Origin of the sequence: Knoellia altitudinis, assembly GCF_042666355.1 — a bacterium.
Lineage (GTDB): Bacteria > Actinomycetota > Actinomycetes > Actinomycetales > Dermatophilaceae > Knoellia > Knoellia altitudinis.
The window spans coordinates 1420284-1445819 of the sequence record NZ_JBHTDK010000001.1; the positions used below are offsets into that span (position 1 = coordinate 1420284).

Annotated in this window: 26 protein-coding genes; 5 read left to right on the forward strand and 21 right to left on the reverse strand. The window is 70.6% G+C overall.

The genetic code is table 11. The annotated features are described in order from the left end of the window. Positions 1 to 13: 13 nt before the first annotated feature. Entirely contained in the window at positions 14 to 931 is a 918-nt protein-coding gene (locus tag ACFQW8_RS06705; RefSeq protein WP_380086198.1) for a M56 family metallopeptidase, read from the forward strand. Then, positions 922 to 1203, forward strand: a complete 282-nt coding sequence (locus ACFQW8_RS06710) for a hypothetical protein (protein WP_380086199.1) — start codon at positions 922 to 924, stop codon at positions 1201 to 1203. Before ACFQW8_RS06705 ends, ACFQW8_RS06710 begins: the two co-directional genes overlap by 10 nt. 12 nt (positions 1204 to 1215) lie before the next feature. Here the strand turns inward: ACFQW8_RS06710 and ACFQW8_RS06715 are convergent, their stop codons facing one another. After that, the gene (locus tag ACFQW8_RS06715) at positions 1216 to 1635 is read right to left on the reverse strand and encodes a hypothetical protein (RefSeq protein WP_380086200.1); all 420 of its coding nucleotides are present in this window, start codon (positions 1633 to 1635) and stop codon (positions 1216 to 1218) included. A 9-nt stretch (positions 1636 to 1644) separates the two neighbouring features. Beyond that, positions 1645 to 3054 (reverse strand): hypothetical protein, encoded by a 1410-nt coding sequence (locus tag ACFQW8_RS06720; protein ID WP_380086201.1) that lies wholly within the window; start codon positions 3052 to 3054, stop codon positions 1645 to 1647. A gap of 154 nt (positions 3055 to 3208) precedes the next feature. Between ACFQW8_RS06720 and purB the strand changes: the two genes are divergently transcribed. After that, positions 3209 to 4618 (forward strand): adenylosuccinate lyase, encoded by a 1410-nt coding sequence (gene purB / locus ACFQW8_RS06725; RefSeq protein WP_380086202.1) that lies wholly within the window; start codon positions 3209 to 3211, stop codon positions 4616 to 4618. 340 nt (positions 4619 to 4958) lie between these two features. On the opposite strand, the gene ACFQW8_RS06730 is transcribed toward purB, so the two are convergent. From ACFQW8_RS06730 to serS, 15 genes are all read right to left on the reverse strand, one after another. After that, positions 4959 to 5594, reverse strand: coding sequence for a VOC family protein (locus ACFQW8_RS06730; protein ID WP_380086203.1), 636 nt, complete (start codon positions 5592 to 5594; stop codon positions 4959 to 4961). 84 nt (positions 5595 to 5678) lie between these two features. Continuing rightward, the gene (locus tag ACFQW8_RS06735; protein WP_380086204.1) at positions 5679 to 6494 is read right to left on the reverse strand and encodes an RNA methyltransferase; all 816 of its coding nucleotides are present in this window, start codon (positions 6492 to 6494) and stop codon (positions 5679 to 5681) included. A gap of 26 nt (positions 6495 to 6520) precedes the next feature. Next, positions 6521 to 7303 carry a DUF1206 domain-containing protein gene (locus tag ACFQW8_RS06740; RefSeq protein ID WP_380086205.1) on the reverse strand — a complete coding sequence of 261 codons (783 nt, stop codon included), beginning with the start codon at positions 7301 to 7303 and terminating at the stop codon, positions 6521 to 6523. Then, entirely contained in the window at positions 7300 to 8097 is a 798-nt protein-coding gene (locus ACFQW8_RS06745) for an HAD family hydrolase (RefSeq protein WP_380086206.1), read from the reverse strand. Before ACFQW8_RS06745 ends, ACFQW8_RS06740 begins: the two co-directional genes overlap by 4 nt. Positions 8098 to 8122: 25 nt before the next feature. Beyond that, positions 8123 to 8965 carry a siderophore-interacting protein gene (locus tag ACFQW8_RS06750; RefSeq protein WP_380086207.1) on the reverse strand — a complete coding sequence of 281 codons (843 nt, stop codon included), beginning with the start codon at positions 8963 to 8965 and terminating at the stop codon, positions 8123 to 8125. Continuing rightward, positions 8962 to 9777 (reverse strand): ABC transporter ATP-binding protein, encoded by an 816-nt coding sequence (locus tag ACFQW8_RS06755; protein WP_380086208.1) that lies wholly within the window; start codon positions 9775 to 9777, stop codon positions 8962 to 8964. Before ACFQW8_RS06755 ends, ACFQW8_RS06750 begins: the two co-directional genes overlap by 4 nt. A 10-nt stretch (positions 9778 to 9787) precedes the next feature. After that, positions 9788 to 10846 carry a FecCD family ABC transporter permease gene (locus tag ACFQW8_RS06760; protein ID WP_380086209.1) on the reverse strand — a complete coding sequence of 353 codons (1059 nt, stop codon included), beginning with the start codon at positions 10844 to 10846 and terminating at the stop codon, positions 9788 to 9790. A 7-nt stretch (positions 10847 to 10853) separates the two neighbouring features. Then, positions 10854 to 11837, reverse strand: a complete 984-nt coding sequence (locus ACFQW8_RS06765) for a FecCD family ABC transporter permease (RefSeq protein ID WP_380086210.1) — start codon at positions 11835 to 11837, stop codon at positions 10854 to 10856. 89 nt (positions 11838 to 11926) lie between these two features. After that, a complete protein-coding gene (locus tag ACFQW8_RS06770) occupies positions 11927 to 12982 on the reverse strand; it encodes an iron-siderophore ABC transporter substrate-binding protein (protein ID WP_380086211.1) in 1056 nt (351 codons plus the stop codon). A 152-nt stretch (positions 12983 to 13134) separates the two neighbouring features. Further along, entirely contained in the window at positions 13135 to 14307 is a 1173-nt protein-coding gene (locus ACFQW8_RS06775) for an ABC transporter permease (RefSeq protein ID WP_380086212.1), read from the reverse strand. After that, the gene (locus ACFQW8_RS06780) at positions 14304 to 15209 is read right to left on the reverse strand and encodes an ABC transporter ATP-binding protein (RefSeq protein WP_380086213.1); all 906 of its coding nucleotides are present in this window, start codon (positions 15207 to 15209) and stop codon (positions 14304 to 14306) included. The genes ACFQW8_RS06775 and ACFQW8_RS06780 overlap by 4 nt, the downstream gene beginning before the upstream one ends. 34 nt (positions 15210 to 15243) lie before the next feature. Further along, a complete protein-coding gene (locus ACFQW8_RS06785; protein WP_380086214.1) occupies positions 15244 to 15966 on the reverse strand; it encodes a response regulator in 723 nt (240 codons plus the stop codon). Then, on the reverse strand, positions 15959 to 17377 hold the full coding sequence (locus tag ACFQW8_RS06790; RefSeq protein ID WP_380086215.1) for a sensor histidine kinase: 1419 nt from the start codon (positions 17375 to 17377) through the stop codon (positions 15959 to 15961). The genes ACFQW8_RS06785 and ACFQW8_RS06790 overlap by 8 nt, the downstream gene beginning before the upstream one ends. A gap of 83 nt (positions 17378 to 17460) precedes the next feature. Then, the gene (locus ACFQW8_RS06795; protein WP_380088615.1) at positions 17461 to 17892 is read right to left on the reverse strand and encodes a GNAT family N-acetyltransferase; all 432 of its coding nucleotides are present in this window, start codon (positions 17890 to 17892) and stop codon (positions 17461 to 17463) included. Continuing rightward, a complete protein-coding gene (gene serS / locus ACFQW8_RS06800) occupies positions 17889 to 19157 on the reverse strand; it encodes a serine--tRNA ligase (RefSeq protein WP_380086216.1) in 1269 nt (422 codons plus the stop codon). Before serS ends, ACFQW8_RS06795 begins: the two co-directional genes overlap by 4 nt. 74 nt (positions 19158 to 19231) lie before the next feature. Here serS and ACFQW8_RS06805 point away from each other — a divergent pair, with 74 nt between their 5' ends. Then, positions 19232 to 19939: a DUF2510 domain-containing protein gene (locus ACFQW8_RS06805; RefSeq protein ID WP_380086217.1), complete on the forward strand. Its 708-nt coding sequence runs from the start codon at positions 19232 to 19234 to the stop codon at positions 19937 to 19939. 21 nt (positions 19940 to 19960) lie between these two features. Here the strand turns inward: ACFQW8_RS06805 and ACFQW8_RS06810 are convergent, their stop codons facing one another. Both ACFQW8_RS06810 and ACFQW8_RS06815 read right to left on the reverse strand, forming a co-directional pair. After that, the gene (locus ACFQW8_RS06810) at positions 19961 to 21289 is read right to left on the reverse strand and encodes a cation:proton antiporter domain-containing protein (RefSeq protein ID WP_380086218.1); all 1329 of its coding nucleotides are present in this window, start codon (positions 21287 to 21289) and stop codon (positions 19961 to 19963) included. Then, entirely contained in the window at positions 21286 to 21807 is a 522-nt protein-coding gene (locus ACFQW8_RS06815) for a DinB family protein (protein WP_380086219.1), read from the reverse strand. The genes ACFQW8_RS06810 and ACFQW8_RS06815 overlap by 4 nt, the downstream gene beginning before the upstream one ends. A gap of 67 nt (positions 21808 to 21874) precedes the next feature. On the opposite strand from ACFQW8_RS06815, the gene ACFQW8_RS06820 reads away from it, so the two are divergent. Next, positions 21875 to 23065 carry a diacylglycerol/lipid kinase family protein gene (locus ACFQW8_RS06820; protein ID WP_380086220.1) on the forward strand — a complete coding sequence of 397 codons (1191 nt, stop codon included), beginning with the start codon at positions 21875 to 21877 and terminating at the stop codon, positions 23063 to 23065. Here ACFQW8_RS06820 and ACFQW8_RS06825 read toward each other — a convergent pair. Both ACFQW8_RS06825 and ACFQW8_RS06830 read right to left on the reverse strand, forming a co-directional pair. Further along, a complete protein-coding gene (locus ACFQW8_RS06825) occupies positions 23052 to 23774 on the reverse strand; it encodes a DUF2652 domain-containing protein (protein WP_380086221.1) in 723 nt (240 codons plus the stop codon). The two genes, ACFQW8_RS06820 and ACFQW8_RS06825, sit on opposite strands and share 14 nt — an antisense overlap. 31 nt (positions 23775 to 23805) lie before the next feature. After that, positions 23806 to 25518 (reverse strand): MFS transporter, encoded by a 1713-nt coding sequence (locus ACFQW8_RS06830; RefSeq protein ID WP_380086222.1) that lies wholly within the window; start codon positions 25516 to 25518, stop codon positions 23806 to 23808. Between the last annotated feature and the right edge of the window lie 18 nt (positions 25519 to 25536).

A 25536-nucleotide genomic window follows, 5' to 3' on the forward strand; every position in this document is an offset into this window, starting at 1 on the left:
GGCCTCGGCGCACGTGTACGCCCTCCTCCTCGCCGGCCTTGCCGTCGTCCTCGCCGGAGTCGCTCCGCGAGTCATGGCGCGCCTCGTCGCCTTCCGCCGGGCACCGCGACCCGCCCTCGTGGCGTGGCAGGCGGTCTCGCTCTCGGCGGTGCTCGCGGCCCTCTTCGCTGCGCCGGCGGCACTGGGGTATCTGGACAACACGACGTACGGCTGGATCGCGTGCAGCAGCCAGGATGACTGCGCCACCACGCTCTGGTGGATGGAGAACAGACGCTGGATCGTCCTCGGGACCGCGGCTGCGTTGGCGCTCCTGGTACTCGGCCGACTCCTCCTGTCGGGACACCGCATCGGCACTCGCCTCCGAGCCGCAAGGGCCCGCCACCGGGAGCTCGTCGATGTGCTTGCCGAGCCCGACGACGGCGGGCGAGCGGACGGCATACGCATCCTCGACCACGCGACACCGACGGCCTACTGCCTGCCCGGCCGCCGGTCGCGGGTCGTCCTCACCCAGGGCGCACTGGCTGCGTTGCCGACCGACGAGCTCGAGGCCGTGCTCGCCCACGAGCGCGCCCACCTCCGTGGCCGGCACGACCTCCTCATCGAGTACTTCACGGTCCTCCACCACTCGGTGCCCGGCCCAGTGCGCTCACCCGCGGCGTTGCGCGAGGTGCGGCTCCTCGTCGAGGCGCTGGCCGACCGCGCTGCCGTGCGCTCCTCCGGCCCGGTCCCCACCGCTCGGGCGCTCCTGACTCTCGCGCAGGGCCAGGCGCCCGAGGCGAGTCTCGGAGTCGCGGGCGAGGGCACCACCGCTGCGCGCATGCGCCTGCTTGCCCAGCCCGCGCTCGCCGCACCCGTGGTCGTCCTGATGTACCTGTATGCCGGTGCCGTCGTCGTGCTGCCGCTGCTCCTGCTCTGGCTCGCGTGGCGCTGACCGGTGCTGACCGCCGAGCACCGTCGGGCGTCGGCTCAGCGCGCGACGTCGTAGGTCACGTGGACGGCGGGCGGACGGCATACCGGGGCTCGGTGGTCTGCGCCGGGCCCAGCGGTTCAGCGCTGCCGACTTCGCCGACCTCGACATGGACCACCGGTGGTGGAGGCGACGCCTCGTTCGACCAGACCTATGCCGAGGTGGGTCTCGCCCTGTCACTGGTCGCCCTCATCGGCATCGGACTGTGGACGGTGTGGGAGTGGGTCGTCCGGTGACCAGCGCGAGGGTCAGATCTCGTCGGGGTCCAGCGCCTGGCCGAGGATGACGTCGAGCACGATGTGGTCGTCGACCGTCCCACCCAGGACACCGTCAGGGATGACGTCGTCGAACTCGACGAGGTAGCAGAGGGCGGCAAGTGTCATGCGGCGTCGAGCCGTGAGGGCGGCCGAGTCGTCCCCGACGCGGGCCGGCCCGCTCAGCCAGTCCACGGCCCGGGCGATGCGCCCGGCGAGGGGTGCGAGCCGCGGGTCGTTCTCGACGCGCCGCACACGGACGAGGTCGAGCAGCTCCTCCAGCAGCACCGGGTCCGTGTCGAGCCGGTCGGCGAAGCGTCGGCTCCTCGCGAAGTGCTCCGAGTTCAGCAGCCGTCGCACGGCCTCGGTGCGCGCCGGCGCGGACTCGCTGGGCGCAGGCGTGGAGGGGGACACCTGCGAAGTCTAGGTCGGCGTCGCTGGGCCACTGCCGCTGCCGGACGCGTCAGTGGCGTCGTCCAGTCGCCGGCGGTCGTCCGGGTTGAGGACGCCCATGGGCATCCGCCCCGATGCACGCGCTGCGAGGTCGACGCGTTGGTTCCGCCAGACGTAGTAGAGGGCTCCGACTCCCACCACCGCGAGCGCGATGGCGATCCATCGTCTGGTGTCGCCGGGGTCGGTGCCGACGAGAAGCGCCGGCACGACGAAGGCCAGGGGCAGCCCGAGCGCCAGGACTCGCGCCGCCGCAACGTTGCGCGCGCGGTGCTCCCGGCTCCCACTCATGCCCTGTTCCCTCATGAGCTGGTCAGGATCACGGAAGGACGTGATCGGCAGCACCAGGAAGACCGCCACGACGAGCCCCGCCACTCCCGCCATGGCCACGCCACCCAAGGTCAGGTCGAGGGCCAACGCCGTGAACAGTGACTCGTCCTCGAGCGGGAACCAGTAGTGGCCCTCGTACACCTCATCGGGTCGCTGGTAGGAGCGGACTCGATCCGCAAACACCGGCAGGTGGACGAGGAGCAGCTGCAGCAACCCGATCGGGAGGGCGGTGACGACCGGCACCACCATGCTGCGGAGCAGTGCGGGGACCGCGACGCCGAAGTCCTCGTCGCGGCGCCACACCGACTGCAGGACGGCCCAGGCCGTCACCGGCACACCGATGTAGAGGACGACCCCACCCACCAGCTCCAGGCTGCCTTCGTAGTCAGCGGCCACGAGCCACAGCCCGGGCACGCTCAGGGCGGCGCAGACTCCGAAGAGGATCCACGCGGAGCGACCCATCAGCCGGCGCAGGAACGGATCCCTCGCCGAGGTCACCGCCAGGGTCTGGCGAGGCTGCGCCGGGACGGCCAGCAGCGCCTCCACCGCGTCGATCGCCTCGCCAGAGCTCTCGCCAGCGCTCTGCGACACGGCACGCACCGACGCCGTGCTCCGCGCCATGAGCAGGAGGAGGACGACCGCCGCCCCCATCAGGGTCACGACCACCCCCGTTGCGCCGAGGTAGGCGAAGTCCACCGGGTCGGCGATCCCGCTCCGGACGCGTGGGAGGGCACTGCCCCGGATGCCGAAGCTCTGCGCGACCTCCCTGACCAGCACCAGGGCGACAGCGCCGGTCACGAGCACCACGGCCCCCAGAACGAAGTCCATGGCCCGAGCGCCGCGCGGCGGATCCCGCCACGACCACGCGATGCGGCCGACCCACACGAGGGCGGCCACCTGCAGGATCATCGCCACGACGAAGGGGACCGACGACCCGTAGGAAGCAGCTGCCAGCGTCAGGACCGGCCCGAAGGCAGCAAGCAGGCACCACGCCATGACGGCGATCAGCTGACCACGCGTGGCAGCGCGTGACGCGTCTGGCTCGGTGCTCATGTGCCCCCTCCACTCCTCGGTCCCCGGCAGCTGGGAGCTGGGAGCTGGGAGCAAGTGTCACAAATCTGGGAATGCTGAGGGGCGAGCGTCTTCGGGGTGTCAGAACGCAGGGCACCGGGATCGGCACCGTCCGCGTCGATGGGAGAATGCACCCATGGGCTCCCTCGCTGACGTCACTCCCTCCATCGCGCTCGGCGCCCTCGACGGTCGCTATCGCGGCGCGGTGGCGCCCCTCGTCGACCACCTGTCCGAGCCGGCGCTCAACCGGCAGCGGATCCATGTCGAGATCGAGTGGCTCATCCACCTCACCGACCACCAGGTCGTCCCGGGCGTGCGCGCGCTCACCGACGACGAGAAGTCGAGCCTGCGCCGGATCGTCGAGGACTTCGGCCCCGACGAGATCGCCGAGATGTCGCAGACCGAGAAGGTCACCCAGCACGACGTCAAGGCGGTCGAGTACTTCCTCAAGAAGCGCCTCGCCGAGGTCGCCCCGTCCGAGTCCGACAAGGGCCTGGCCGAGCTCATCCACTTCTGCTGCACGAGCGAGGACATCAACAACCTGTCCTACGCGCTCATGGTGCAGGGCGCGGTCGAGGACGTCTGGCTCCCGCGCGCGAACGCCCTCGTCGAGGCCGTGTCGACCATGGCCTCCGACCTCCGCGCGGTGCCGCTGCTCTCGCACACCCACGGCCAGCCGGCGACGCCCTCCACCCTGGGCAAGGAGCTCGCCGTGCTCGCGTGGCGCCTCCAGCGTCAGCTTCGGCGCATCGAGGACGCCGAGTTCCTCGGCAAGCTCAACGGCGCGACCGGCACCTACGGAGCCCACGTCGCCGCCGTGCCCGAGGCGGACTGGGAGGACATCAGCGAGAGCTTCGTCGAGGGCCTCGGCCTCACCTGGAACCCGCTGACCACCCAGATCGAGAGCCACGACTGGCAGGCCGAGCTCTATGCCGACATCGCCCGCTTCAACCGGGTGCTGCACAACCTGTGCACCGATGTCTGGACCTACATCTCCATGGGCTACTTCGCGCAGGTCCGCGGCCAGGGCACCGTCGGCAGCAGCACCATGCCGCACAAGGTCAACCCCATCCGCTTCGAGAATGCCGAGGCCAACCTCGAGGTCAGCAACGCCCTCCTCGACGTCCTCGCCTCGACCCTCGTGCAGTCCCGCCTCCAGCGTGACCTCACCGACTCCTCGATGCAGCGCAACATCGGTGTCGCCTTCGGCCACTCGCTGCTGGCGCTCGACAACGCCACCCGGGGCCTGGCCGGTCTCGACGCCGTTCCCGAAGCCATGGACCGCGACCTCGAGGGCAACTGGGAGGTCCTCGGCGAGCCGATCCAGTCGGCGATGCGTGCCCTCGGCGCCCAAGGAGTGCCCGGCATGGAGGAGCCCTACGAGCGGCTCAAGGAGCTCACCCGTGGCCGGCGCATCGGCCAGCCGGAGCTGGTCGAGTTCGTCAAGGGTCTGGGTCTGCCCGAGGAGGTCGAGCGGCGCCTCGCCGCGATGACTCCCCAGACCTACGTCGGGATCGCCCCCACCCTGGTCGACCACCTCGACTGACGAGCTCGGGCAATCCGGTTCGCGAACCGAGCTGGCGTTCGCAAACCGGACCGATCGGGCTCACCAGTCCCCTGCTGGTCGCGAACCATGTCGGTATGCCGTCGGCTCGTCTCAAGCGGCCCTGTGCAGCTCGCGCCGAACGCGGCTGACCGCGTGCGCACGGGTGATGAGTCCGTCCTGTTCGCGGGCGATTCGCGCAAGCCGGGGATGAAGGCTGGTCATGCTCCGCACGAGGAACTTCGTGGTTCACGAACGCCTGGCGCTGACTCACCTGGACAACGACGTGCCCCGCCGGACCGTGGTCGCAGGCGGGGCACTTCGGTATGCCGCAAAAGGCTGGTCAGACGGTGACCGGACCCGAAGGGGTCTCGAAGGTCACCGACAGGATGCCGGGCGTGCCGCGGGGCGCCACGAAGTTGAAGTCGACGTCGGCGGGCACGTAGTCCTCGTCGACACCGACCCAGTCACGCACCCGGTTGGGGTCGCCGGCGATCTCCACCGATCGCAGTGCCACCTGAGTGGCGCCGACGCCCGACGGGTGCTGGGTGCCCTCGGCCCACTCGACGAAGAAGGGGAGCTGGGGGTCGGACTGGAGGCCCTTGACGCCCAGCTGCTTCCAGCGGAGCTCGACACCGTCGGGCCGGTGACGGTTGCCCGTGACCGAGTCGCGACCGAGCCGCTGCTCCTGCTTGGAGATGTCCTCGACGCTCACGACCCACCCGAGCCAGCCACCGCCGGCCGCGGAGCGGGCGCGCACGACCTGGCCGAAGGGCGCCTTGTCGGACGCGGGGTGGTCGAGCACCTCGACGACCTCGAGATAACGGTCACCGAGGAGGGGAAGGATGACGTTGCGCGTCCCGAAGCGCGGATGCACACCCCCGTCGACGGCTGCTACCCCGAGCTGCTCGGCCAGACGTGCAGCCGTGGCTCGCGCCCCGTCGTTCTCTGCGGCATAGACAACATGGTCGACTCGCATGCCGATAATCGTGACACACCTCAGGGGGTGCTCCTGACACGGGTGTGACTGACGGGGAAGCAGTGACTCCCAGCCACGCTCTCGTCACGAACGGCGTTGGCGTAATGCCTCGTAGACGACGATCGCGGCGGCGGCCGAGGCGTTGAGCGAGTTCACCTGTCCGTGCATGGGAACGCGAACCCGCAGGTCAGCCGCTCGCAGGGCCTCGTCGGTCAGCCCGAACTTCTCCGTGCCGACCGCGATCGCGACCCCCCCGGTGAGGTCGGCGTCGGTGTGCAGCAGCTCCGTGTCGGGGGTCGTCGCGACGATGCGTATGCCGCGCTGCCGCAGCCAGGCGAGCGTCTCACCGAGCGTGGCGCTGGCCACCGGAACCGAGAAGACCGTCCCCTTGGAGCCACGGATGACATTGGGGTTGCCCCAGTCCGTCACGGGGTCGACGGCGATGACGGCATCGACACCGGCCGCATCGGCGGTGCGCAGCATGGCCCCGAGGTTTCCGGGTTTCTCCAGTCCCTCGCACACGAGCAGCAGCGGAGTGGGCGGCAGGTCGAGCTCGCCGAGCCCGGCACGAACGGCGGGCACCAGGGCCATGAACCCGTCCGGCCCCTCGCGGTAGGCCACCTTCTCGAACGCCGGCCGTGACACCCTCACGACCTCGACGCCCGAGGCACGGAGGTCGTCGACGACCCGCAGCTGCTCGTCGGCGTCGAGCATGAGCTCGGGTGAGTAGAAGAGCGCACGCGGTCGGACCCCGGCGTCCAGTGCCAGCCCGAGCTCCTCGAACCCCTCGACGACCGTCACCGAGGCCTCGTCGCGGGCCCGACGGCGACGCAGCGCCACGAGCTGCTTGAGGCGCGGGTTGGCAGGCGAGGTGATCTCGAGATCGGGACGGGACGGCATACCCGCCATTGTGGGCGACGGGCGGGTCAGAGCTTGGCGAGCCGCGCCTTGACGCAGGAGTAGACGCCGTAGGCAGCGATGCCCAGCGCCACGACGGTGAGAAGGTAGGGCCCGAACGGCTGGTCACGCAGCTCCTTGAGCGCGGCGTCCAGCCCACCCGCATCTGCCGCCCTGGACGACAGAGCGGCCGACCCGAAGAGGATGCCGACCACGGCGAGGGCGACACCCTTGGCCACGTAGCCCGCTCGGCCGGCGTTCACGGCCCACGGTGCCGGGTGGGTCCGCAGCTCCTCGAGAAATCCCTTGGTCCAGCCCTTCCACACGTGATAGGCAGCCGCCGCGAGGATGGCCAGAGCGACGACCCCGACGAGGACCCGCCCTCCCGGGCTCGACATCAGCCCGGCTGTGGCCTCATCGGTCTTCTGCTCGTCCGAGGAGGTGGCGCCCTTGGTGAGGGCGTAGGCGGAGTAGGCGAAGAAGAGGTACATCGACGCCTTGCCACCTGCCTTGGCGCGGTCGCTCGCCTCACTCCCGTGTCGGCCGACGACCGCCTCGCTCGCCTGCCAGATCGCGAGGAGCACGAAGCCGATCACGGTCAGCCACAGGAGCACCGGCCCGGTCGTGCCTCCCGCGAAGGTCGCGAGGGCACCGGACTTGTCGGCGCTGTCCGACCCACCGCCGAAGTTCCACGCGACCTTGAGGGCGATCCACGCGATGACGAGGTGGATGACCCCGCTCATCACGAATCCCAGACGCGCGCCCTTCTCGATGATGTCGTGGTCGCCGACCTTGCGCGCAGTGTCACTCACAGGAGTGATTGGAGCACAGGAACGAGGCCGTCGTCGTCGACATCGAGGGTTGTCTCGTCCGCGGCGGCCTTGACCTCGTCGGGTGCGTTGCCCATCGCCACGCCCCGGGCGGCCCAGTGGAGCATCTCGAGATCGTTGCGCTGGTCCCCCACCGCGACCGTGTGTGCCGGCTCGACACCGAGGTGCCGCCGCACGAGCTCGAGTGCAGAACCCTTGCTCACGCCCTCGGGGTTGATGTCGAGCCAGGCGGTGAACCCGACCGCGTAGTTGACGCCGTGCAGGCCGATCCGCTCGGCGAGGTCCATGAAGTCCTGGGCCGTCCCGGCGGGGTCGCGGAAGGTCACGCGGGTGACGGGCTCGGCCACGAGCTCGGCCCACGGCACGACGACCTGGTCTCCGCCGAGCTCGCCCTCCGGGAACGGCGCGCTGACCTTGAAGCCCACGCCGAGGTCCTCGACGGCGACTACGGAGTCTGGCCACGCCTCACGCAGCAGGTTGAGAGCGGGCGCCGGGTCGAAGGTGACGGCCTCGGTCACCTCGTAGCCGCGCTCCAGGGCAGGGTCGAGACGCAGGGTGACCGCGCCGTTGGAGCACACGGCATACCCGGTCTCGATCCCCAGCTCGGCCAGGATCGGCATCGTCGCGACGATGGAGCGGCCGGTCGCGATGGTCACGTGGTGGCCGGCGTCGACGGCGGCGCGCACGGCGGCATGGACCACCGAGGACATCTCACCGGCGTGGTTGATCGTCGTGCCGTCGACGTCGAGCGCGACGAGGTGGGGGGTGGCCGTCATGGCGCCAACCTATCCACCGCGACCGTCAGCCGCGCTCCTGCCCCAGCTTCCAGTAGCCGGAGAAGAGCACCTGCCGCCGGTCCACGCCGACACTCTTGACGAGGTGGCGTCGGCCTTCGGTGACCATGCCGGACTCACCGCACAGCCATGCGTAGTCGAGCTTGCCGAGCTGGGCGTCGCGCAGCGCCGGGAGGACGACCGAGCCGGGGATGCCGTCGGTGCGCACGTGCACCGTGACCTCGGCTCCGCCGAGGGGGTATGCCGCGAGGATGGCTTCGTCGGACACCTCGACGTGGAAGGTGGCTCGGTCCAGGACGGTCGGGTGGGCGTCGACGATGGCGGCCAACGCGGGAAGGGCGGTCTCGTCGGCGACGAACAGGACCGGGCCGTCGCACTCGTGGCCACGGAACAGGGCGCCACCGGACCGGAAGCCCACGCGGTCGCCGACCTGGGCGGCGCAGGCCCATGCGGACCCGGGGCCGGAGTCGCCGTGGGTGACGATGTCGACGTCGATGGTCCTGTTGACGGCGTGGTGCGCGCGGATCGTGTACCAGCGCAGGTCGGGCCGCTCGGCCTCCGGCATGTCGGCGATGGCGGCGCGGACGTTCTCGCGCGAACCGTCGGGGAGGGTGAGGGCGGCGCCGCGGCGCGGCATGAGGAGCCCGAAGTACTCATCGCAGCCGACGAGCCGGAAGTTCGCGAACTCCTCTGCGGAGAACGTGATTCGCCGCATGCCGCCACCCAGGTCGCTCACCGCGGCGACGGTCATCTCGAACTGGGCGTCGCTCTCGCGATAGATCGGTGACGCCATGGTGAGGCGGGCGTAGGCGGTGGCGGCCTTCATGGCGACCCGGTCGAGGACGGTCATGACTTCTCTCGCTTCCTGCGGTGGGGGATGACGACGGGGTCACCGGTGGTCGGGTCGGCGACGACGGATGCCGCGATGCCGAAGACCGACTCGATGACCTCTGGGGTGACGATCTGGGCGGGCGGGCCCTCGGCGACGATCGCGCCGTCGCACATGGCGACGAGATGGTCGGCGTAGCGGGCCGCCATGGCGAGGTCGTGCAGGACCATGACGACGGTCGTGCCCTCGGTGGCGTTGAGGTCACGGACGAGCTCGAGGACGTCGATCTGGTGGGCGATGTCGAGGAAGGAGGTCGGCTCGTCGAGGAGGAGCACGGGGGTGCGCTGCGCCAGGGCCATGGCGATCCAGGCCCGCTGCCGCTGACCTCCGGAGAGGCTGTCGACAGGAATGCCGGCGAGGTGGACCAGCTCGGTCACCTCGAGGGCGCGCGCGACGATCGACTCGTCCTCGCGGGACCACTGCTTGAAGAGCCCGTGGTGCGGGTGGCGGCCACGCTCCACGAGCTCGGCGACGGTGATGCCCTCGGGGACGATCGGCTGCTGCGGGAGCAGACCGAGTCGTCTGGCGACCTCCTTGGTGGCCAGCTCACCGATGACCTGGCCGTCGAGGAGGACGCGCCCGGCACTCGGCGCCAGCAGCCGCGACAGTCCGCGCAGCAGGGTCGACTTGCCGCAGCCGTTGGGCCCGACGATCGCCGTCACCCGACCGGAGGGGACGACGAGGTCGAGGCCCTCGACGACGACGCGCCTGTCGTAGGCGAGCGTGAGCGACTCGGCGGTCAGGGTCGAGGTCACGGGGAGGGTGTCGGTCACGGCGTCTCGCTCATGCTTTCTCCTGGATGGTGCGACGGCCGGCGACGAGCAGCCAGACGAGGACGGGGGCTCCGGCGAGGCCGGTGACGACACCGACGGGGTAGGCCGTGTTCGGGTCGGCGTAGGCGCTGACGTAGTCGGCGGCGAGCACCATCGCCGCACCGACGAGGGCCGCGGCGGGCACCGAGGTCCGGCCCCCGGCGAGGCGTCGCGCGATCGGTCCGCTGAGGAACCCGACGAACGCGATCGGTCCGCAGACGGCGGTCGCCGAGGCGGTGAGCAGGACGACGAGGCCCGTGATGAGGATGCGGAGTCGGTGCGCCCGGACGCCGAGGCCGGCGGCGAGGTCGTCGCCGAGTCCGAGGACCCCGAGCTGCCGGGTGACGAGGGTGAGGAGCGGCAGGCCGATGGCCACGACGACGCCCAGGCGGACGATCTCGCTCCACGACACCGACCCGAGGCTGCCGGTGAGCCAGACGAGCGCGTCCTGCGCGCGGTAGATGTCGGCGCGCAGCAGCACCCAGTGCACGACCGAGCTCAGGACGGCGGCAAGGCCGACCCCGACGAGGATCATCCGGCCGGTGGCCGCCCCGCCGCGGCCGGCGAAGCCGTGGATGGTGGCCGCGACGGCAACCGCACCGGCGAACGCGACGAGCGCGACCGGCATACCGGTCCATCCGAGCAGGACCACCGCGAAGACTGCTGCCGCGCTCGCACCAAGGTTGATGCCGAGGACGTCCGGGCTCGCCAGCGGGTTGCGCAGCATCGACTGGAACGCTGCGCCCGCGGAGGCGAAGGCCGCGCCGGCGAGGACCGACATGCAGGCGCGGGGCAGCGTCGACTCCATGAAGATGAACGACGCACCGGGGATGGTGGTCCCGGAGATCATCCGTATGCCGTCCACGAACGACACGCGGTAGTCGCCGAGGAGCGCTCGGGCGAGGAAGAGGGCGACGACGAGGGCGCCGAGCCCGACGAGGAGCAGGAGCTGTCGGCGACGCACCCCGCGGCGGACGGCACGCAGGGTGAGGAGGGTCGCCTCGGACTCGGCGAGCGAGAGGGTGCTCATGCGGTGCTCATGCCACGCTCATCCGACGGACGAGGCCGACGAGGAAGGGTGCGCCGACGACGGCGCAGACGATGCCGGCCTGGACCTCGGAGGGGGCGGCGACGACACGACCGATGGTGTCCGCGGCGACGACGAGCACCGGCCCGGCGAAGAGCGTGCCGAGCAGGATGCGTCGGTGGTCCGGTCCCACGAGGGCCCGGACGACGTGCGGGACGACGAGGCCGACGAAGGCGATCGGACCGGCGAGCGCGGTGGCGGACGCGGCGAGCAGGATCGCACCGGTGGCCGCGAGGAGCCGGTGCAGCAGGACCCGCTGGCCGAGGCCGCGAGCGAGGTCGTCACCCAGGGCCACCGTGTTGAGGAGCGAGCCCGACGCGAGCGAGAGGGCGAAGCCGATGACGAGGAAGGGTGCGACGTCGAGGACGATCCCGGCGTCGCGGCCGGCGACCGACCCGACCTGCCAGAACCGGAAGACGTCGAGGGCGCCCTGGTCCGAGACGAGGATGGCGCCGACGATGCTCGTCGAGGTCGCCATGACGGCGGCACCCGCCAGGGCCATCGTCACGGGCTGGGCCCGGACGGGCGCGAGGAGCGCGAGTAGCTGCACGACGACCGCTGTGACCACCGCGCCGGCCAGGGCGAACCAGACGTAGCCGCCGACACCCGACAGGGCGAAGACCTTGATGCCGATGACGACGGCGAGTGCGGCGCCGGAGTTGATGCCGAGGATGCCCGGCTCGGCGAGCGGGTTGCGGGTCAGGCCTTGAAGGACGACCCCACAGATGGCGACCGCGGCCCCCACGACGAGCCCGATGAGCGTGCGGTCGATGCGGGAGTCGACGATGCCCCGGACCTGCGCCGTGACCGGGTCACCCAGCACGCCAGCGGCGATCTCGGACGGCGGGACCGACTGGGTCCCGACGAGCAGGGAGAGCGCCGCGGCGACCGCCACGGCGAGGACCCCGCCGACGACGATGGCGGCGACGGGCACACGACCACCCCGGCCCACCCTCCCTGCAAGGTGAGCCGGGGCAGCCGGCCTGAGGTGCGGCATACCGGGCGCTTCGATGGCCCGGACCGTCACTGAGCCGGAGTTCCGTCCACCGCGGAGGCGATCTTGGGCAGGAACTTCTCGAGGGCGACCGGCATCGAGAGCGGCGACGGCGAGGACATCGTCAGCGCGGTGGCGTTGTCGGCGGACGCGACGTAGTGGTTCGACTTCAGGGCCGGGATCTGGCCGAGGAGCGGGTGCTTCTTGAGGGTGTCGACCTCTTCGGGCTTCTCGACGTAGAAGATGAGGGCGTCGGCGGCGAGGGTCGAGGACTTCTCGGCCGAGAGGTTCGCACTGAACTGCTTGTTGCCCTTGCTCAGCGAGGTGACGGTCGGCGCGTCGGTCATGCCGAAGCGACGCAGGATCTGCGGCCGGAGGTCGTGGCTCGTGTAGAGGCTGACGACGGAGAGGTCGGTCGGGGTGAACCACGCCCAGGCCGCGGACTTGCCCTTGATCTGGGGGTACTTCGCGACGGCGTCGTCGATCTGCTTGTTGGTCTCGGCCGTCACCTCGGTCGCCCGGGTGCTGCGTCCGAGCGCCTGGCCGACGAGCTTGACGCTGTCCTCCCAGGACGTGCCCCAGGCCTCGCCGGGGAAGGCCACGGTCGGGGCGATCTTGGAGAGCTTGTCGTAGTCCTCCTGGGTGATGCCCGAGTTGACGCCGAGGATGAGGTCGGGCTTGGTGGCCGCGATCTTGTCGAACGGCACGCCGGCCGTGTCGTCGTAGCGGGGAATCTCGGCCTTGGGGTCGAGTTTGGCGACCCCCGCGTCGAACCAGTCGGTCGAGCCCCCGGCGTTGCCGCCCCAGGTGATCTTGGTGGCGCCGACGGGCAGGACACCCAGCGAGACCACGATGTCCTGGTCGTTCCAGCCGACGGTGGCGACGCGCTTGGGCTCGGCCGAGACCGTGGTCTCACCGAAGGCATGCTTGACCGTCGTGGGGAACGCGTCCTTGTCGACCGAGGACGAGGTCGCTGTCGCCGGGTCGGCCGAGGCCTCCGCGGTGGGACCGGTGGAGCAGGCGGTGAGGGCAAGGGCCACGGCGCCGGTGGCGAGCACGGTGACGAGCGATCTGCGTGTGTGCATCAGGCCTTCTGGTGGTTTCGGGGCCGCGGAGGAGCACGCGGCGACACTGAGTAAGGCCACCCTAATTTAGGCGAGCCTCACCTTGTCAAATCCCGTCCGCCCGGCGTGGTGCCCGGCCGCTCCGGACGGGCACCACACCCAGGTCGAGGTCGTCAGGTCGGCGTCGACCACGCCTGCCTGATGCTGAGCCGGCCCTGGGTCTGCAGCAGGGAGCGCTGGTAGAGACGCGCCGCGACCTGAACGATGAGACCCGCGGTGACGACGAGGATCGCCAGGGCGACGAGCGCCTCCCACCACGACGCGCTCCCCTCGAGCACCCGCATCGGCATGATGATCGACGAGAACGGGGGCACGAACGACAGCACGGTCTTCGCCGTCCCGTCGACGAGCAGCGCGGCGAAGAACATCGCCATCGTGAGCATCGTCAGCGGCGTCGACGTCGACTGGACGTCCTCGGTGCGACTGGCCAGGGCTCCGGCGACGGCCCAGAGGCAGGCGAGCAGGCCGAACCCGATCACGAAGAACACGACGAACCAGCCGACCGCCCCGGAGATCGCCGGGAGGAAGCGGTCGTACTCGGTGAAGGTCAGGCCGACGAGCCCCACCCCGACGAAGAGCGCCATCTGGGCGAACGCCAGCGTGAGGTTGCCCATGACCTTGCCGGCGAGCAGCTCCCGCACCGAGATCTTCGTCGTGATGATCTCGACGATCCGGCTGGCCTTCTCCTCGACGACGCTGTTGGCGAGCGCCAGTCCGAAGGTGAACGAGGCCAGGTAGAACATCATGGCCAGGGCGAAGCCGACGACCTTGGCCACGCCTGCCCGGTCGGCGTCGCCCTCGAGGATGCCTGTGGTGACGGCGGATCCACGCGTGAGCGCGTCGACCGTGGTCCCGGCGGAGGCGGCGTTGGCCGTGAGGGTGGCGTCGCGGATGGCGTCGGTCGCCGGCGTCGTCACGTCTCCCGGGACCTCGTCGAGGCCCGTGAGCTTCCAGCCCTCGTCCCCGTCCTCGTGCAGCCACACGTCCGCGTCACCGCTGCGCACCTCGCGGGTGGCGGCGGCGTCATCGGGGGCCCGTGAGAGGGTGACCCGCACCTTGTCGTCCTCCGCCTCGGCGACGGTCTTGACCCGCTCGGCCATGCCCTGTGCCGCACTGGAGCTGGTGACGACGGCATACTCGCTCGCCCGGTCGGCCATGAAGGCCTGCACACCGAGGACGCCGGCCAGGATGGCGATGAGGCCGAGGGTCCCCACGACGAACGTGCGGTCGGTGAGCTTGCTGACGATCTCGCGGCGAGCCACGATCATCCAGGCGTTGGACCTCATGCGGTCACCTCTCGGTAGATCTCGGACAGGGCAGGGACCTGGCGGGCGAAGTCGACGACGTCACCGCGGTCGACGGCGGCGCGCAGGAGAGAGGTGCGGGCGCCGGCGTCGACGAACTCGAGGAGCGCCGTGGTCCCGTCGACGTCATGGACGTGTATGCCGCGGTGGTCGCGGACCCAGCCCGCGTCACCGCCGAGCGTGAGCCGGTAGCGCTCGGGTCCTCCGCTGCGCAGCTCGGAGACCGTCCCGGCTGCGACGACGCGTCCCTTGGCCAGGACGACGAGGCGGTCGCAGAGGCGTTCGACGAGCTCGAGCTGGTGGGAGCTGAAGAGGACCGGGATGCCGCGGGCGGTGTGCTCGCGCAGCAGGTCCACCATCGAGTCGACGGCTTGCGGATCCAGTCCCGAGAACGGCTCGTCGAGGATGAGCGCGTCGGGGGTGGTCATCAGCGCGGCGATGATCTGCACGCGCTGCTGGTTGCCGAGCGAGAGCTTCTCGACCTTCTCGCCGGAGCGGTCCTCGAGGCCGAAGCGCGCGAGGTTGTCCATGACCGCGGCCTTCGCGGAGCCGGGCGTCATGCCCGAGAGCTCCCCGAGGTAGACGAGCTGGTCGAGGACCTTCTGCTTGGGATAGAGGCCGCGCTCCTCGGGCATGTAGCCGACGTTGCGCCGGTCGGCGGCGGTCATCGGCCGCCCGTCCCAGCGGACCTCCCCGGCGTGGGTGGCGAGCAGGCCCATGATCATCCGCATGCTCGTGGTCTTGCCCGCACCGTTGCCCCCGACGAAGCCGGTCATGAGGCCGCCCGGCACGGTGAAGCTCACGTCGTCGACGGCCTTGAGGTCCCCGAACGAGCGCGACAGCCCGTCGACCTCGATGACCGATCCGTGGTGTCTCTGTGTCATGGCTCCACGCTAGGTCGGAGCGATCCGTGCGGGATCAGCCGAGCGGGTGACTGCCACTCTCCGTCGGACGGATGAGACCCACCTCGTAGGCGAAGACGACGGCCTGGACCCGGTCCCGCAAGTGCAGCTTGGCGAGGCAGTTGGAGACGTGGGTCTTGACGGTGGCCTCACCGAGGAAGAGGTCGGCCGCGATCTCGGCGTTGGACCGTCCGCGGCCCATGAGCGTGAGGACCTCGAGCTCGCGGTCGGTGAGCCGGGAGAGCTGGTCCGCCGAGCCGAGCGAGGTCGACGCTGGGACTGCAGTGGCTCCTCCTGCGGTCCCGACCATGGCCGCGATGACCCGGGTGGTCACCTCGGGAGCGAGGAGCGCGTGCCCTCCCGCGACGGACCGGATGGCGTCGACGAGCTGCTCGGGGTCGGAGTTCTTGAGGAGGAAGCCGCTGGCGCCCGCGCGCAGGGCGTCGAAGAGGTAGTCGTCGCGGTCGAAGGTCGTGAGGATGACGACACGGCCGAGGTCCGCGGCGACGATCGCGCGGGTCGCCTCGATGCCGTCCATCACCGGCATCTGCACATCCATGAGGATGACGTCTGGTGCGTGCTCGCGGGCTGCGGTCAGGGCGAGCTCGCCGTTCTGGACGTCGCCGACCACCTCGATGTCGTCCTCGACGGACAGCATCATCGTGAAGCCGGACCGCACCAGGTGCTGGTCGTCGACGATGAGCACGCGGATCGGCGGTCCGGCCCCCGGCTCAGACATCCGCGACGTCCCTCTCCCCCAGCGGTATGCGCACCCGCACACGGTAGCCACCCATGGGACGGGCACCGATCTCGACCGTGCCCTTGTGGGACGCCGAGCGCTCCCGCATGCCGAGCTGCCCGAGTCCGGAGCCGGAGGTCCCGACCCGCGCGCGCCCGTTGTCGAGGACCTCGACCTCTGCGTAGCCGCCGGTGGGAGCGCCCTCGACCACGCGCAGGACGACGTCGGCGCTCGTCGCGGTGGAGTGCCGGGTGACGTTGGCGAGGGCCTCCTGGGCGATCCGGTACAGCGTCAGGGCGATGGGTGGCGCGACGCGCGCGTGCGCCCCGTCGCGTGTCTCGACGAGCCGGTATGCCGTCCGCAACCCGTTCGCGTTGCGCTCGGCCACCAGCGTCGGCAGGTCCGTGAGGGTCGGCTCGGGGCTGCGCGAACCGGAGGGCGTACCGCCCTCTGCTCCACGCGGGGTCGGGGTGCCGTCACCAGCCGGTGCCCGGTCGAGGTCCGCGCTCTCCTGGATGTCCCGCAACGTCCCGAGCAGCCCCCGCATCTGCGAGACGGCGTCACGCGAGCTCTCCTCGATCTGACCGAGCGCCTTCGCGGCCTCGTCGGGGTGCTTGTCGAGCACCCGACGAGCGGCCCCGGCCTGGATCCCGATGACGGAGACGTGGTGTCCGACGACGTCGTGCAGCTCCCGGGCGATGCGCAGGCGCTCGTCGACGACGGCGCGTCGCTTGAGCGCCTCGGCCTGGGCCGCGATCGTCGACGCCTGCTCCTCCAGGCGGGCCCGTTGACGAGCCCCGCGCCAGGCGATCTGGCCGACGAGGATGGCCCCGACGAAGTAGAGGACGTTGACGGCCAGCGTCGTGACCACCGCTCCGACGGTGGGGCTGAACCACCCGTCGGCGCCGTCGGCCCGTGCGTCCTCGGTGAGTTCGGCGACGCCTCCGCCGATGGCCAGCTGCCAGCCCACCCAGAGCAGCATGAAGACGGTGATCCCGGCGACGACGAGGAGGGCCGAGCGACGGTGCCGGGCATAGGCGACCGCGGCATAGATCGCGACGAAGTAGACGATCTGGAGAGCGATCTGCCCCATGATCATCGGCATGGTGACGCCGACGATGAACATGTGGGCGGCCGCGAGGAAGCCGACGAGGATCGGGTGCTGACGGCGCCAGACCATGAGCATGGCGCCGGTGACGATCGCGGACCACTGCACCCAGTGCGGCTGCCCACCCGCCCTGATCTCGGTGACGCTGCGCCCCAGCTCGAGGAAGAGGATCCCCACGACCGAGAGCACGAACCCCACGACCCAGTCCCGCCGCGCGATGGGTGTGGCGGGGCGCTCCCAGTCGTCGTCGATCGCGAAGAAGTCGCCGACGGTGGTCGACAGCGATCGGCGGGCGGACGGCATACCGCTCAGCCTAGGGACGGAGGGGCGATGGGTGGATCCGTCGCGAGACGGACCGGTTCCCGCGATTCGCCTGTGGGACACCGTCAGAGCGTCGTGAGCTTCATGCCGATCGAGGTCGGCGCCGTCTCCTGGAACCCGAAGCGTCGGTAGAGCGGGCGACCGGGCTCATCGGCCATGAGGGTCACGTACGGCTCGTCCTCCACCGCCGCCCGGATGGAGTCCAGCAGCCACTCCATCACCCGCGCTCCGAGGCCGAGCCGCTGGTGGTCCGGGTGGGTGGCCATGTCTGCGATGTGGAAGTACCAGCCGCCATCACCGATCACGCGGCCCATGGCGACCGCGTCACCGGTGGGTTCGTGCACGACGTGACAGGCCGCCCACGAGCCGGGGATCGCTGCCGAGGCCTGCGCCAACGTCTTGGGTGAGAGTCCGGCTGCTCGCCGCAGCTCGCAGTAGGCCTCCGGGGAGGGCGCGGTCGGGATGAAGCGATAGCCCGGTCGAGCACTCACTGTCAGGCGGGAGTGAGGACGTCAAGCCCGACGAGCGGGCGCAACGCGGCTGGCACGACGACCGAACCGTCGGCCTGCTGGTGGTTCTCGAGGATTGCGACGAGCCAGCGGGTCGTGGCGAGGGTGCCGTTGAGCGTCGCGGCCACGTTGGTCCCGCCGCCCTCGACGCGGTACCTGGTCTTGAGGCGACGGGCCTGGAACGTCGTGCAGTTCGAGGTCGACGTCAGCTCACGGTGCCGTCCCTGGGTGGGCACCCATGCCTCGCAGTCGAACTTGCGCGCAGCCGGGCCGCCGAGGTCGCCAGCGGCGGTGTCGATGACGCGGTAGGGCAGCTCCATGAGGTCGAGCATCTCCTTCTCGAAGGTCAGGAGGCGCTGGTGCTCGGCGTCCGCGTCCTCGGGACGGCAGTAGACGAACATCTCGATCTTGTTGAACTGGTGGACGCGGATGATGCCGCGGGTGTCCTTGCCATAGCTGCCGGCCTCGCGGCGGTAGCAGGTCGACTGCCCGGCGAAGCGGATCGGGCCCTTGTCGAGGTCGATGATCTCGTCGGCGTGGTAGCCCGCGAGCGCGACCTCGCTCGTGCCGGTGAGGTAGAGGTCGTCGGCCTCGAGGCGATAGACCTCGTCGGCGTGATGGTCGATGAAGCCGGCGCCGGCCATGACCTCGGTCTTGACGAGTGTCGGCGTGATCATCGGGACGAACCCGGCCTCGATGGCGCGCTGCATCGCGAGCTGGAGCATGGCCATCTCGAGCCGCGCCCCGACGCCCTTGAGGAAGTAGAACCGCGAGCCGGACACCTTGGCGCCGCGCTCCATGTCGAGGGCGTCCAGGCCCTCGGCGAGGGTGAGGTGGTCCTTGGGCTCGAAGCCCTCGGCCGCGAAGTCCCTGGGGGTGCCGACCTCCTCGAGCACGACGTAGTCGTCCTCGCCACCGACCGGGACACCGTCCTCGATGACGTTGCCGATGCTGCGCTGGAGGGTCGCGAGCTCGGCGGCGGCCTCGTCGGCAGCGGTCTGGTTCTCCTTGACCTGGGTGGAGATCTCCTTGGTGCGCGCGAGCAAGGCCTGCTTCTCGTCGCCCTGGGCCTGGGCGACCTGCTTGCCCATCGCCTTCTGCTCGGCGCGCAGCTGCTCGAAGGCGGTGAGGCTCGAGCGGCGCCTCTCCTCCGCGGCCAGGACGGCGTCGACGACACCCTCGTCCTCACCCCGGGCCCGCTGCGAGGCGCGCACTCGGTCGGGGTTCTCGCGGAGCAGCTTGAGATCGATCACGCGCGTCAGCCTATCGAGGACTGCCTGTGGAAAAGTCCACGGCCGGTCTCGTCGGTCCGACCACACTCACTGCCATGACGACGACCCGACCCACCCCCGGCCACAACCCCGCCCGTTGGGCCCCGGACCCCGAACTGCGCGGCACGTTCCGCTACTGGGACGGAGCCCGGTGGACCGGGCACACCATCGACGCCCTGACCGCCACGCGGCCCGACCTGCCGACGTGGTTCCGCGGGGCCACGCGAGGCCTTTATGCCGTGTGCGGGCTCATGAGCGTGATGCTGTCCACGCTGTTCGTGGTGGACGTCTCGACCTCGGCGCATTCGTTGGCCCTCGATGCGCTGACCCAGCTGGCCGCGACCGCAGTCATGGTGCTTGTCCTCGTGGTCGGGATCTGGGCGTTCACGGTGGCCAGCTCTCGATACGTGGACCGCATGGACCTCACCCTGGATCCCGTGTGGCTCTGCGTGGCCTGGTTCATCCCGATCCTCCACGTCATCCTGCCCTTCCAGCTCTTCGGCCAGATCTGGGCGAGCGCAGGTCGCGTCCGGGGTGGACGCAGCGGCTGTCCGACGTCGCTGGACAGGTCCCGACCGTGGGTCATCCACACTTGGGCGTGGGTGTGGGCGCTGTCCTCTGGAGGTCTGCTCCTCCTGTGGTTCCTCGGTGTCGAGGGGGACACCCTGGCGGCGTGGCTCCTGGCTGCGAACGCGGCCATGGCCCCCCTGCTCGGTGCTGTCGTCCACGTCATCGCCCGTGAGCTCAATGCCTCTGCGGCCTGAGGCACGGGAAGAGACGTGACCTCAGGAGCGGGCGTTCGCGCGGCGTCGTGCCTGGTCGCCACGCTCCTGCCAAGCCATCGCGATCGGTGCCGTGAACCCGTGGAGATACACGGAGACGACCACCGTGAACGCGACGACCGACCACAGCCACCGGATCTCCTCGAACTCGGCGTGAGTCGCGGCATACGCCAGGTAGAAGAGCGAGCCGATGCCGCGGACTCCGTAGAAGGCCGCCACGGCCCGCTCGCGCTTGTCGAAGCCCTGCAGGCCTCGCGACCGGCGATGCCCGAGGAAGGACGCCAGGCCGGCGAGTGGTCGGATGACGAGCAGCAGGGCGAGGGACAACGCCACACCACGCCAGTCGAGGTTCGCGAGCAAGCCGTTGGTCAGGGCCATGCCGAGCAACAGCAGCACGATGAGAGTGAGGAGCCGCTCGAGCCTCTCGATGACCTCATGCATGTCGTGGTGGTAGGAGTGCGCGCGCTCGAAGCTGCGGACTGCCATGGCGCAGGAGAAGACCGCGAGGAACCCGTAGCCGCCGACGACCTCGGCCACGCCGTAGGCCGCGAGCAGCGCCGCGATCGCGACGAGCGGCTCACCCGTGGCGGCGAACCGCACGTCCTCGGACTTGGCCGTGAACGCCAACCGGGTGACGGCCCAACCCAGAGCCACGCCGACCGCGACTCCGAGGACGATCTTGCCGACCCCCTCCCAGGCGACCCACCGGGGGCCCCACTCGGAGAAGGCGCCGACGGTGGCGAGGAAGATCGCGGCGTGGACGAACGGGAAGGCCAGCCCGTCGTTGAGCCCGGCCTCGCTCGTCAGCGCGAAACGCACCTCGTCCTCCTCGTCGATCTCCTCGTCGCCCTCCCCGTCCGGGCTGCCGGCCGCGTTGGGGCCGCCGACCTGCACGTCGGACGCAAGCACCGGGTCGGTGGGCGCGAGGGCGGCGCCCAGCAGGAGCGCGGCAGGTGCAGCCACGCCGAACGGCCCCCACGCGAGAAGCGCCACCCCGGCGATGGTCAGCGGCATCGCGACTCCGAGCAGACGCCACGTGGGTGACCAGGTGCGCCACGAGTTGAGGTCGCGGAAGCTCAGCGGTCGGTCGAGCGCGAGACCGACGCCCATGAGCGAGACGAGCACGGTGAACTCGGTGATGTGGGTGACTGCCTCCCCGTGGTTCACCGGGTCGAGGTCGAGGTCACGAAAGCCCGGCAGCAGTCCGACGACGAGCCCGAGGGTGACGAGGACGATCGGTGCGTTGACCTTCCAGCGGTCGAGCAGTGGGGGGAGGATCACGGCCAGGAAGAGCGCGAACCCGAGGGCGACATAGATCCAGGCTGGGCTCATGCGCGCACGTCCCACAGGTGATGCGCGAGGTCGTGCAGGCCGTAGCGTCCGAGGGTGAGCACGGTGAACTCGGAACCGTTGGACCGCAACCCCCGCCGCTCCCACTCGGCGGCTGACCGGCCGGCAAACGCGTTGCCGAGACGGGCCGCGGCGACCGGGATCTCGTCGGCGACGACGGTCGGGGACTGCTCGGCATACCGGCTCTCGACCGCCGTCACGTCCTGGTCCCAGTTCGCGAACCGGGCACCGTCCTCGTCGAGCATGATCTGCACCCGCGCGGCGAAGAGGTCGCACACGTCACGGACGTGGCAGGCGTACTCCAGCGGGGACCACGTGGTGGGTTCCGGCCGCGTCGCCGCATCCGGTCGGGCGAGGATCTCGCTCCACGGCGCGGTGTATGCCGTGACAAGACCCGCGATGTCGGCGGCTTCCACTGTTGCGGCGTCGAAACCGCAGTCGGGGCACGCCCGCTCGAGGGTCCAGGTCCAGTCCTTGTCGTCAGGGACGATGTCGCTCATGTCGACAAGACTAGGCGGATGCCGGACGTGGCGATTGAGGCTTTGACCTTGGGGTACGGTCCCTGACGTGACCGACTCCTGGCCGGCGATCGCCGCCATCCTCGCCCTCCTGCTGCTCATCGGGGCCGGGGCGGCCCTTGCGATGAGGGTGAGTCGGTCCAGCGGACGCCACGCCTCACCGAAACGACCGACCCGTTCGTCGTTCCGCCCGGCGCAGCACGAGGACGCCCCGCTCCCGCCCAAGAAGCAGGTGGCAGTCATCCTCAACCCGACGAAGTTCGTCGATGTTGCAGCAACCCGGGCGCTCGTGACCAGCACCGTCCTCGCGCACGGCGACTGGGATGCACCCATCATCCGCGAGACGACGATCGAGGACCCCGGCTTCGGTCAGGCGCGGGACTCGCTCGCGGACGGGGTCGACCTGGTCTGCGCCATCGGCGGCGACGGCACGGTGCGCTCCGTCGCCCACGTGCTGACCGGCACCTCCACGCCCATGGGGCTCATCCCGGCGGGCACGGGCAACCTCCTCGGTCGCAACCTCGACCTGCCGCTCGACCTGGTCGAGGGCCTCGACGTGGCCCTCACCGGCCGCAACCGTCACATCGACATCGGGTGGGCCACCCTCGACCCGACGCCCGAGCAGCGCTCGGTCACCGAGCTCGATCCCGCTCACGACGGACCGACGGAGCCCGACGTCGGCGCTGACGACACCCACGGCTCCGACCCGGCGCCCAACCAGCACGCCTTCCTCGTCATGGCCGGACTGGGCCTCGACGCGAGCATCATGCACGCGACCTCCGAGGAGGCCAAGGCCCGGATCGGCTGGGGTGCCTACGTCGCGAGCGGCGCCAAGAACCTGCTGGGTGCGCGGTTCGCGACGCGGCTGCGGATCGACGGCGGGGAGCCCATCCGCCACACGGCCCGCACGATCGTCGTGGGCAACTGCGGTCGACTCACCGGTGGCATCACCCTCATGCCCGACGCCGAGATCGACGACGGCATCCTCGACGTCGTGGCGATCACCCCCAAGGGCATCGTCGGGTGGGCCGGGGTCGCCGTGCACGTCCTCGCCAAACGGGGCCAGAACCACCCCAAGCTCGACCGCTACCGCTGCCAGTCGATCCTCGTCTCGCTCGACGGGCCGCAGATGGTCGAGATCGACGGCGACGTCATCGGCCAGGCCAAGCGGGTCCGCTTCGAGGTGCGCCCCAAGGCGCTCATCGTCCGCACCGGCGCACCGGTCCTCACGGAGTCCTGACACGGGGGCGGCGCAGGCCGAGTATGTACGGCATACCCTTGCCGGCCGCCGAGAAGGTCCGCCCCAGCCGGCCCGGCCACGACGGCGCCGCCAGTGCGGGCTGCCGGGCCTCCAGGGTGTGGACGTCGAGATAGAACGCGCGGACCTGGCCGAGACCCTCGAGGTCCGGGGTGATCTCGTGAACCTTGTCGGCCAGCCCCGGGTCCGCCAGTCGATACAGCTCCTCGGACATCAGGACGTACTCAGGGATGTTCACGGGATTCTTGAGCAGGCGGTGCACGAGGATGACGTCGATCCCGACGAGCTTGCGGCGCTGCCGGATCGTCTGGGTGGCGACGTCGCCGACGTGTGCGACGAACTTGAGCTTGAGGTTGGTCGCCTCCTTGCACCCAGAACACGGACAGAGGTTCTTCGCGACGTACTCGCGCTCGCGGTGGAAGGCACTGTGCATCCACGCCGCGACGTCGAGGATCTCTGCGACCGTGGCCTCGTCGGCGCTCGTGGTCCCGCCCGGGCCGGCCGGACGCGAGAGGAAGGCGGCGTCGCCCTCGATCTCGATGAGGTCGTAGCCGGGGGCGGCATCGATCATCTTGTCGAGCATGCGCGCGGTGTTGACCTCGGCGTGCGCGAGGCTCATCCGGTGGGTGCTCATGTATTCGGTGTATCCGCTGATGTCGGCGATCAGCAGCACTGCTCGCTGGGGCTCCATGCCTCACCGTCCCATCAACTCTGCTGGCGTCTCACGGTTTCGGCGGATCCTCGGTCGGCTGAGTGCGCGGCACCACGTCCGAGTCCCCGGGCGTGTACCGCTCGAGCAGGCCGTCCACGGCCACCGTCGCCTCCTGGGCGCTCGGGGCATAGCCGAGGACCACGGCGATGAACCGCTCCGAGCTCAGTGCCAGGAGGCCGACCTCGCTCCGGGCGACGACGGTCGCCGTGCGGCGAGTGCTGCGCAGCAGGGCGATCTCACCGAAGCCCTCACCGGGCCCGAGGGTCGCCACGACCTGCCCGTCTCCCACCACGTCGACCTCCCCCGACGCGATGAGGAAGTAACGGTCACCCACGTCACCCTGGCGGAAGACCACGCCCCCAGAAGTCGTCGTGACCGGCTCGAGCCCCCGGGCGAGCTGCTCGACCGCCGGGAGGGGCAGGGTCCGGAGCATCGGCACGTTCTGGAGCCGCTGCACGTCACTGTCGAGATCCCCGACGGACCGGTCCAGCAGCCGCAGCCGCCGCCACGACAAGGCGGCGAGGAGCGGGCACAGCGACCCGATCGTGAGAAGTGCCGTGCGGACACCGAAGCCCTCGCCGAGGAGGGATGCCGCGAGGGCGCCCAGGCCCATCGAGACCGCGACGATGCTCTCGAGCACGCCGAAGACGCGGGCCAGGACCTCGTCCGGTGCGAGCCTGCCGATGAGCGTGAATCCCGCGACGTCGATGAGCGCGTTGCCGACCCCGACGAAGGCCAGCAGGACGAGGGCCACCGACTCGAGGGGCACGACGCCGACGACCGCAAGGGGCGCCCCCCACAGGGCGACCCCAAGGGCGAACCAGCCACCGAGGCGACCGGTCCCGACGAGGAGCGAGGCTGCGAGCGAGCCGAGGACCGCGCCCACCCCGACGGAGGTCATGAGGGCACCGACGCCCGGCTCGCCGGTGCCCAGGAGCTCGATGGCGACGACGACCGAGAGCACGGTGAGCGCGCCGCGGGTGAACGACTGGGCCGCGGCGAGCCCCAGGATGAGGGTCAGGTCACGGCTCTGCCGGACCGCCCTCAGGCCCTCCACACCTTCTCGGACCAGGTTGGGCCGCGTCGCCGCCGGCGGGCGCGGGGGGGCTTCGTAGTCCAGACGCAGCACCAGCGCAGCGGCCACGAAGGACGCGCCCGCCGCCACTGCGAACACGACGTCGACACCGGAGAAACGGAGGAGCACGGCCGCCAGCAGCGGACCCGTGAGGGTGGCGGCGGAGTCGAGCATCCCGCGCACGACGTTGGCGCTGGCCAGCTCATGGCCGGTGTGGCACAGCGAGGGCAGGAGCGCGGAGTGCGCGGGACGATAGAGGGTCGCGACGATCGTCGACAGCACGGCGAGGGCATAGATGACGAGGGGCGAGCCGCCGAGGGCTGCGACGACGGCGGCCCCACCGGTGGCCACTCCCCGGATCACGGAGACGACGACGAGGACGCGCTCTCGGCGACCTCGGTCGGCGAGGGGCGACAGCAGGGGGGCGACGATCGCGGCGGGCACCATCCGCAGCAGGCCGACCAACCCGACGGCGACGGCTCCACCATGGCGGTAGGCCACGATCCCGAGCGCCACGGTGAACGCCCACTCGGCGGTCCAGGCCCCGAGGAAGCTCAGCTGGGCTCGACGCAGATCGGGGTTGCGGGCGTTGCTCGTGAAGGCAGCCGCGGCCATCCCGAGCCTGTTCGGGGTCACCTTGGCGCCCATGAGCGGACTCTAGGGGTC

Excerpts from the sequence above, each read along its gene's own strand:
- ACFQW8_RS06720 (WP_380086201.1), bottom strand. The coding sequence starts at position 3,054 with ATGAGCACCGAGCCAGACGCGTCACGCGCTGCCACGCGTGGTCAGCTG.
- purB (WP_380086202.1), top strand. The coding sequence starts at position 3,209 with ATGGGCTCCCTCGCTGACGTCACTCCCTCCATCGCGCTCGGCGCCCTC.
- ACFQW8_RS06730 (WP_380086203.1), bottom strand. The coding sequence starts at position 5,594 with ATGCGAGTCGACCATGTTGTCTATGCCGCAGAGAACGACGGGGCGCGA.
- ACFQW8_RS06735 (WP_380086204.1), bottom strand. The coding sequence starts at position 6,494 with ATGCCGTCCCGTCCCGATCTCGAGATCACCTCGCCTGCCAACCCGCGC.
- ACFQW8_RS06745 (WP_380086206.1), bottom strand. The coding sequence starts at position 8,097 with ATGACGGCCACCCCCCACCTCGTCGCGCTCGACGTCGACGGCACGACG.
- ACFQW8_RS06750 (WP_380086207.1), bottom strand. The coding sequence starts at position 8,965 with ATGACCGTCCTCGACCGGGTCGCCATGAAGGCCGCCACCGCCTACGCC.
- ACFQW8_RS06760 (WP_380086209.1), bottom strand. The coding sequence starts at position 10,846 with ATGAGCACCCTCTCGCTCGCCGAGTCCGAGGCGACCCTCCTCACCCTG.
- ACFQW8_RS06770 (WP_380086211.1), bottom strand. The coding sequence starts at position 12,982 with ATGCACACACGCAGATCGCTCGTCACCGTGCTCGCCACCGGCGCCGTG.
- ACFQW8_RS06775 (WP_380086212.1), bottom strand. The coding sequence starts at position 14,307 with ATGAGGTCCAACGCCTGGATGATCGTGGCTCGCCGCGAGATCGTCAGC.
- ACFQW8_RS06780 (WP_380086213.1), bottom strand. The coding sequence starts at position 15,209 with ATGACACAGAGACACCACGGATCGGTCATCGAGGTCGACGGGCTGTCG.
- ACFQW8_RS06785 (WP_380086214.1), bottom strand. The coding sequence starts at position 15,966 with ATGTCTGAGCCGGGGGCCGGACCGCCGATCCGCGTGCTCATCGTCGAC.
- ACFQW8_RS06790 (WP_380086215.1), bottom strand. The coding sequence starts at position 17,377 with ATGCCGTCCGCCCGCCGATCGCTGTCGACCACCGTCGGCGACTTCTTC.
- ACFQW8_RS06805 (WP_380086217.1), top strand. The coding sequence starts at position 19,232 with ATGACGACGACCCGACCCACCCCCGGCCACAACCCCGCCCGTTGGGCC.
- ACFQW8_RS06810 (WP_380086218.1), bottom strand. The coding sequence starts at position 21,289 with ATGAGCCCAGCCTGGATCTATGTCGCCCTCGGGTTCGCGCTCTTCCTG.
- ACFQW8_RS06815 (WP_380086219.1), bottom strand. The coding sequence starts at position 21,807 with ATGAGCGACATCGTCCCTGACGACAAGGACTGGACCTGGACCCTCGAG.
- ACFQW8_RS06825 (WP_380086221.1), bottom strand. The coding sequence starts at position 23,774 with ATGGAGCCCCAGCGAGCAGTGCTGCTGATCGCCGACATCAGCGGATAC.
- ACFQW8_RS06830 (WP_380086222.1), bottom strand. The coding sequence starts at position 25,518 with ATGGGCGCCAAGGTGACCCCGAACAGGCTCGGGATGGCCGCGGCTGCC.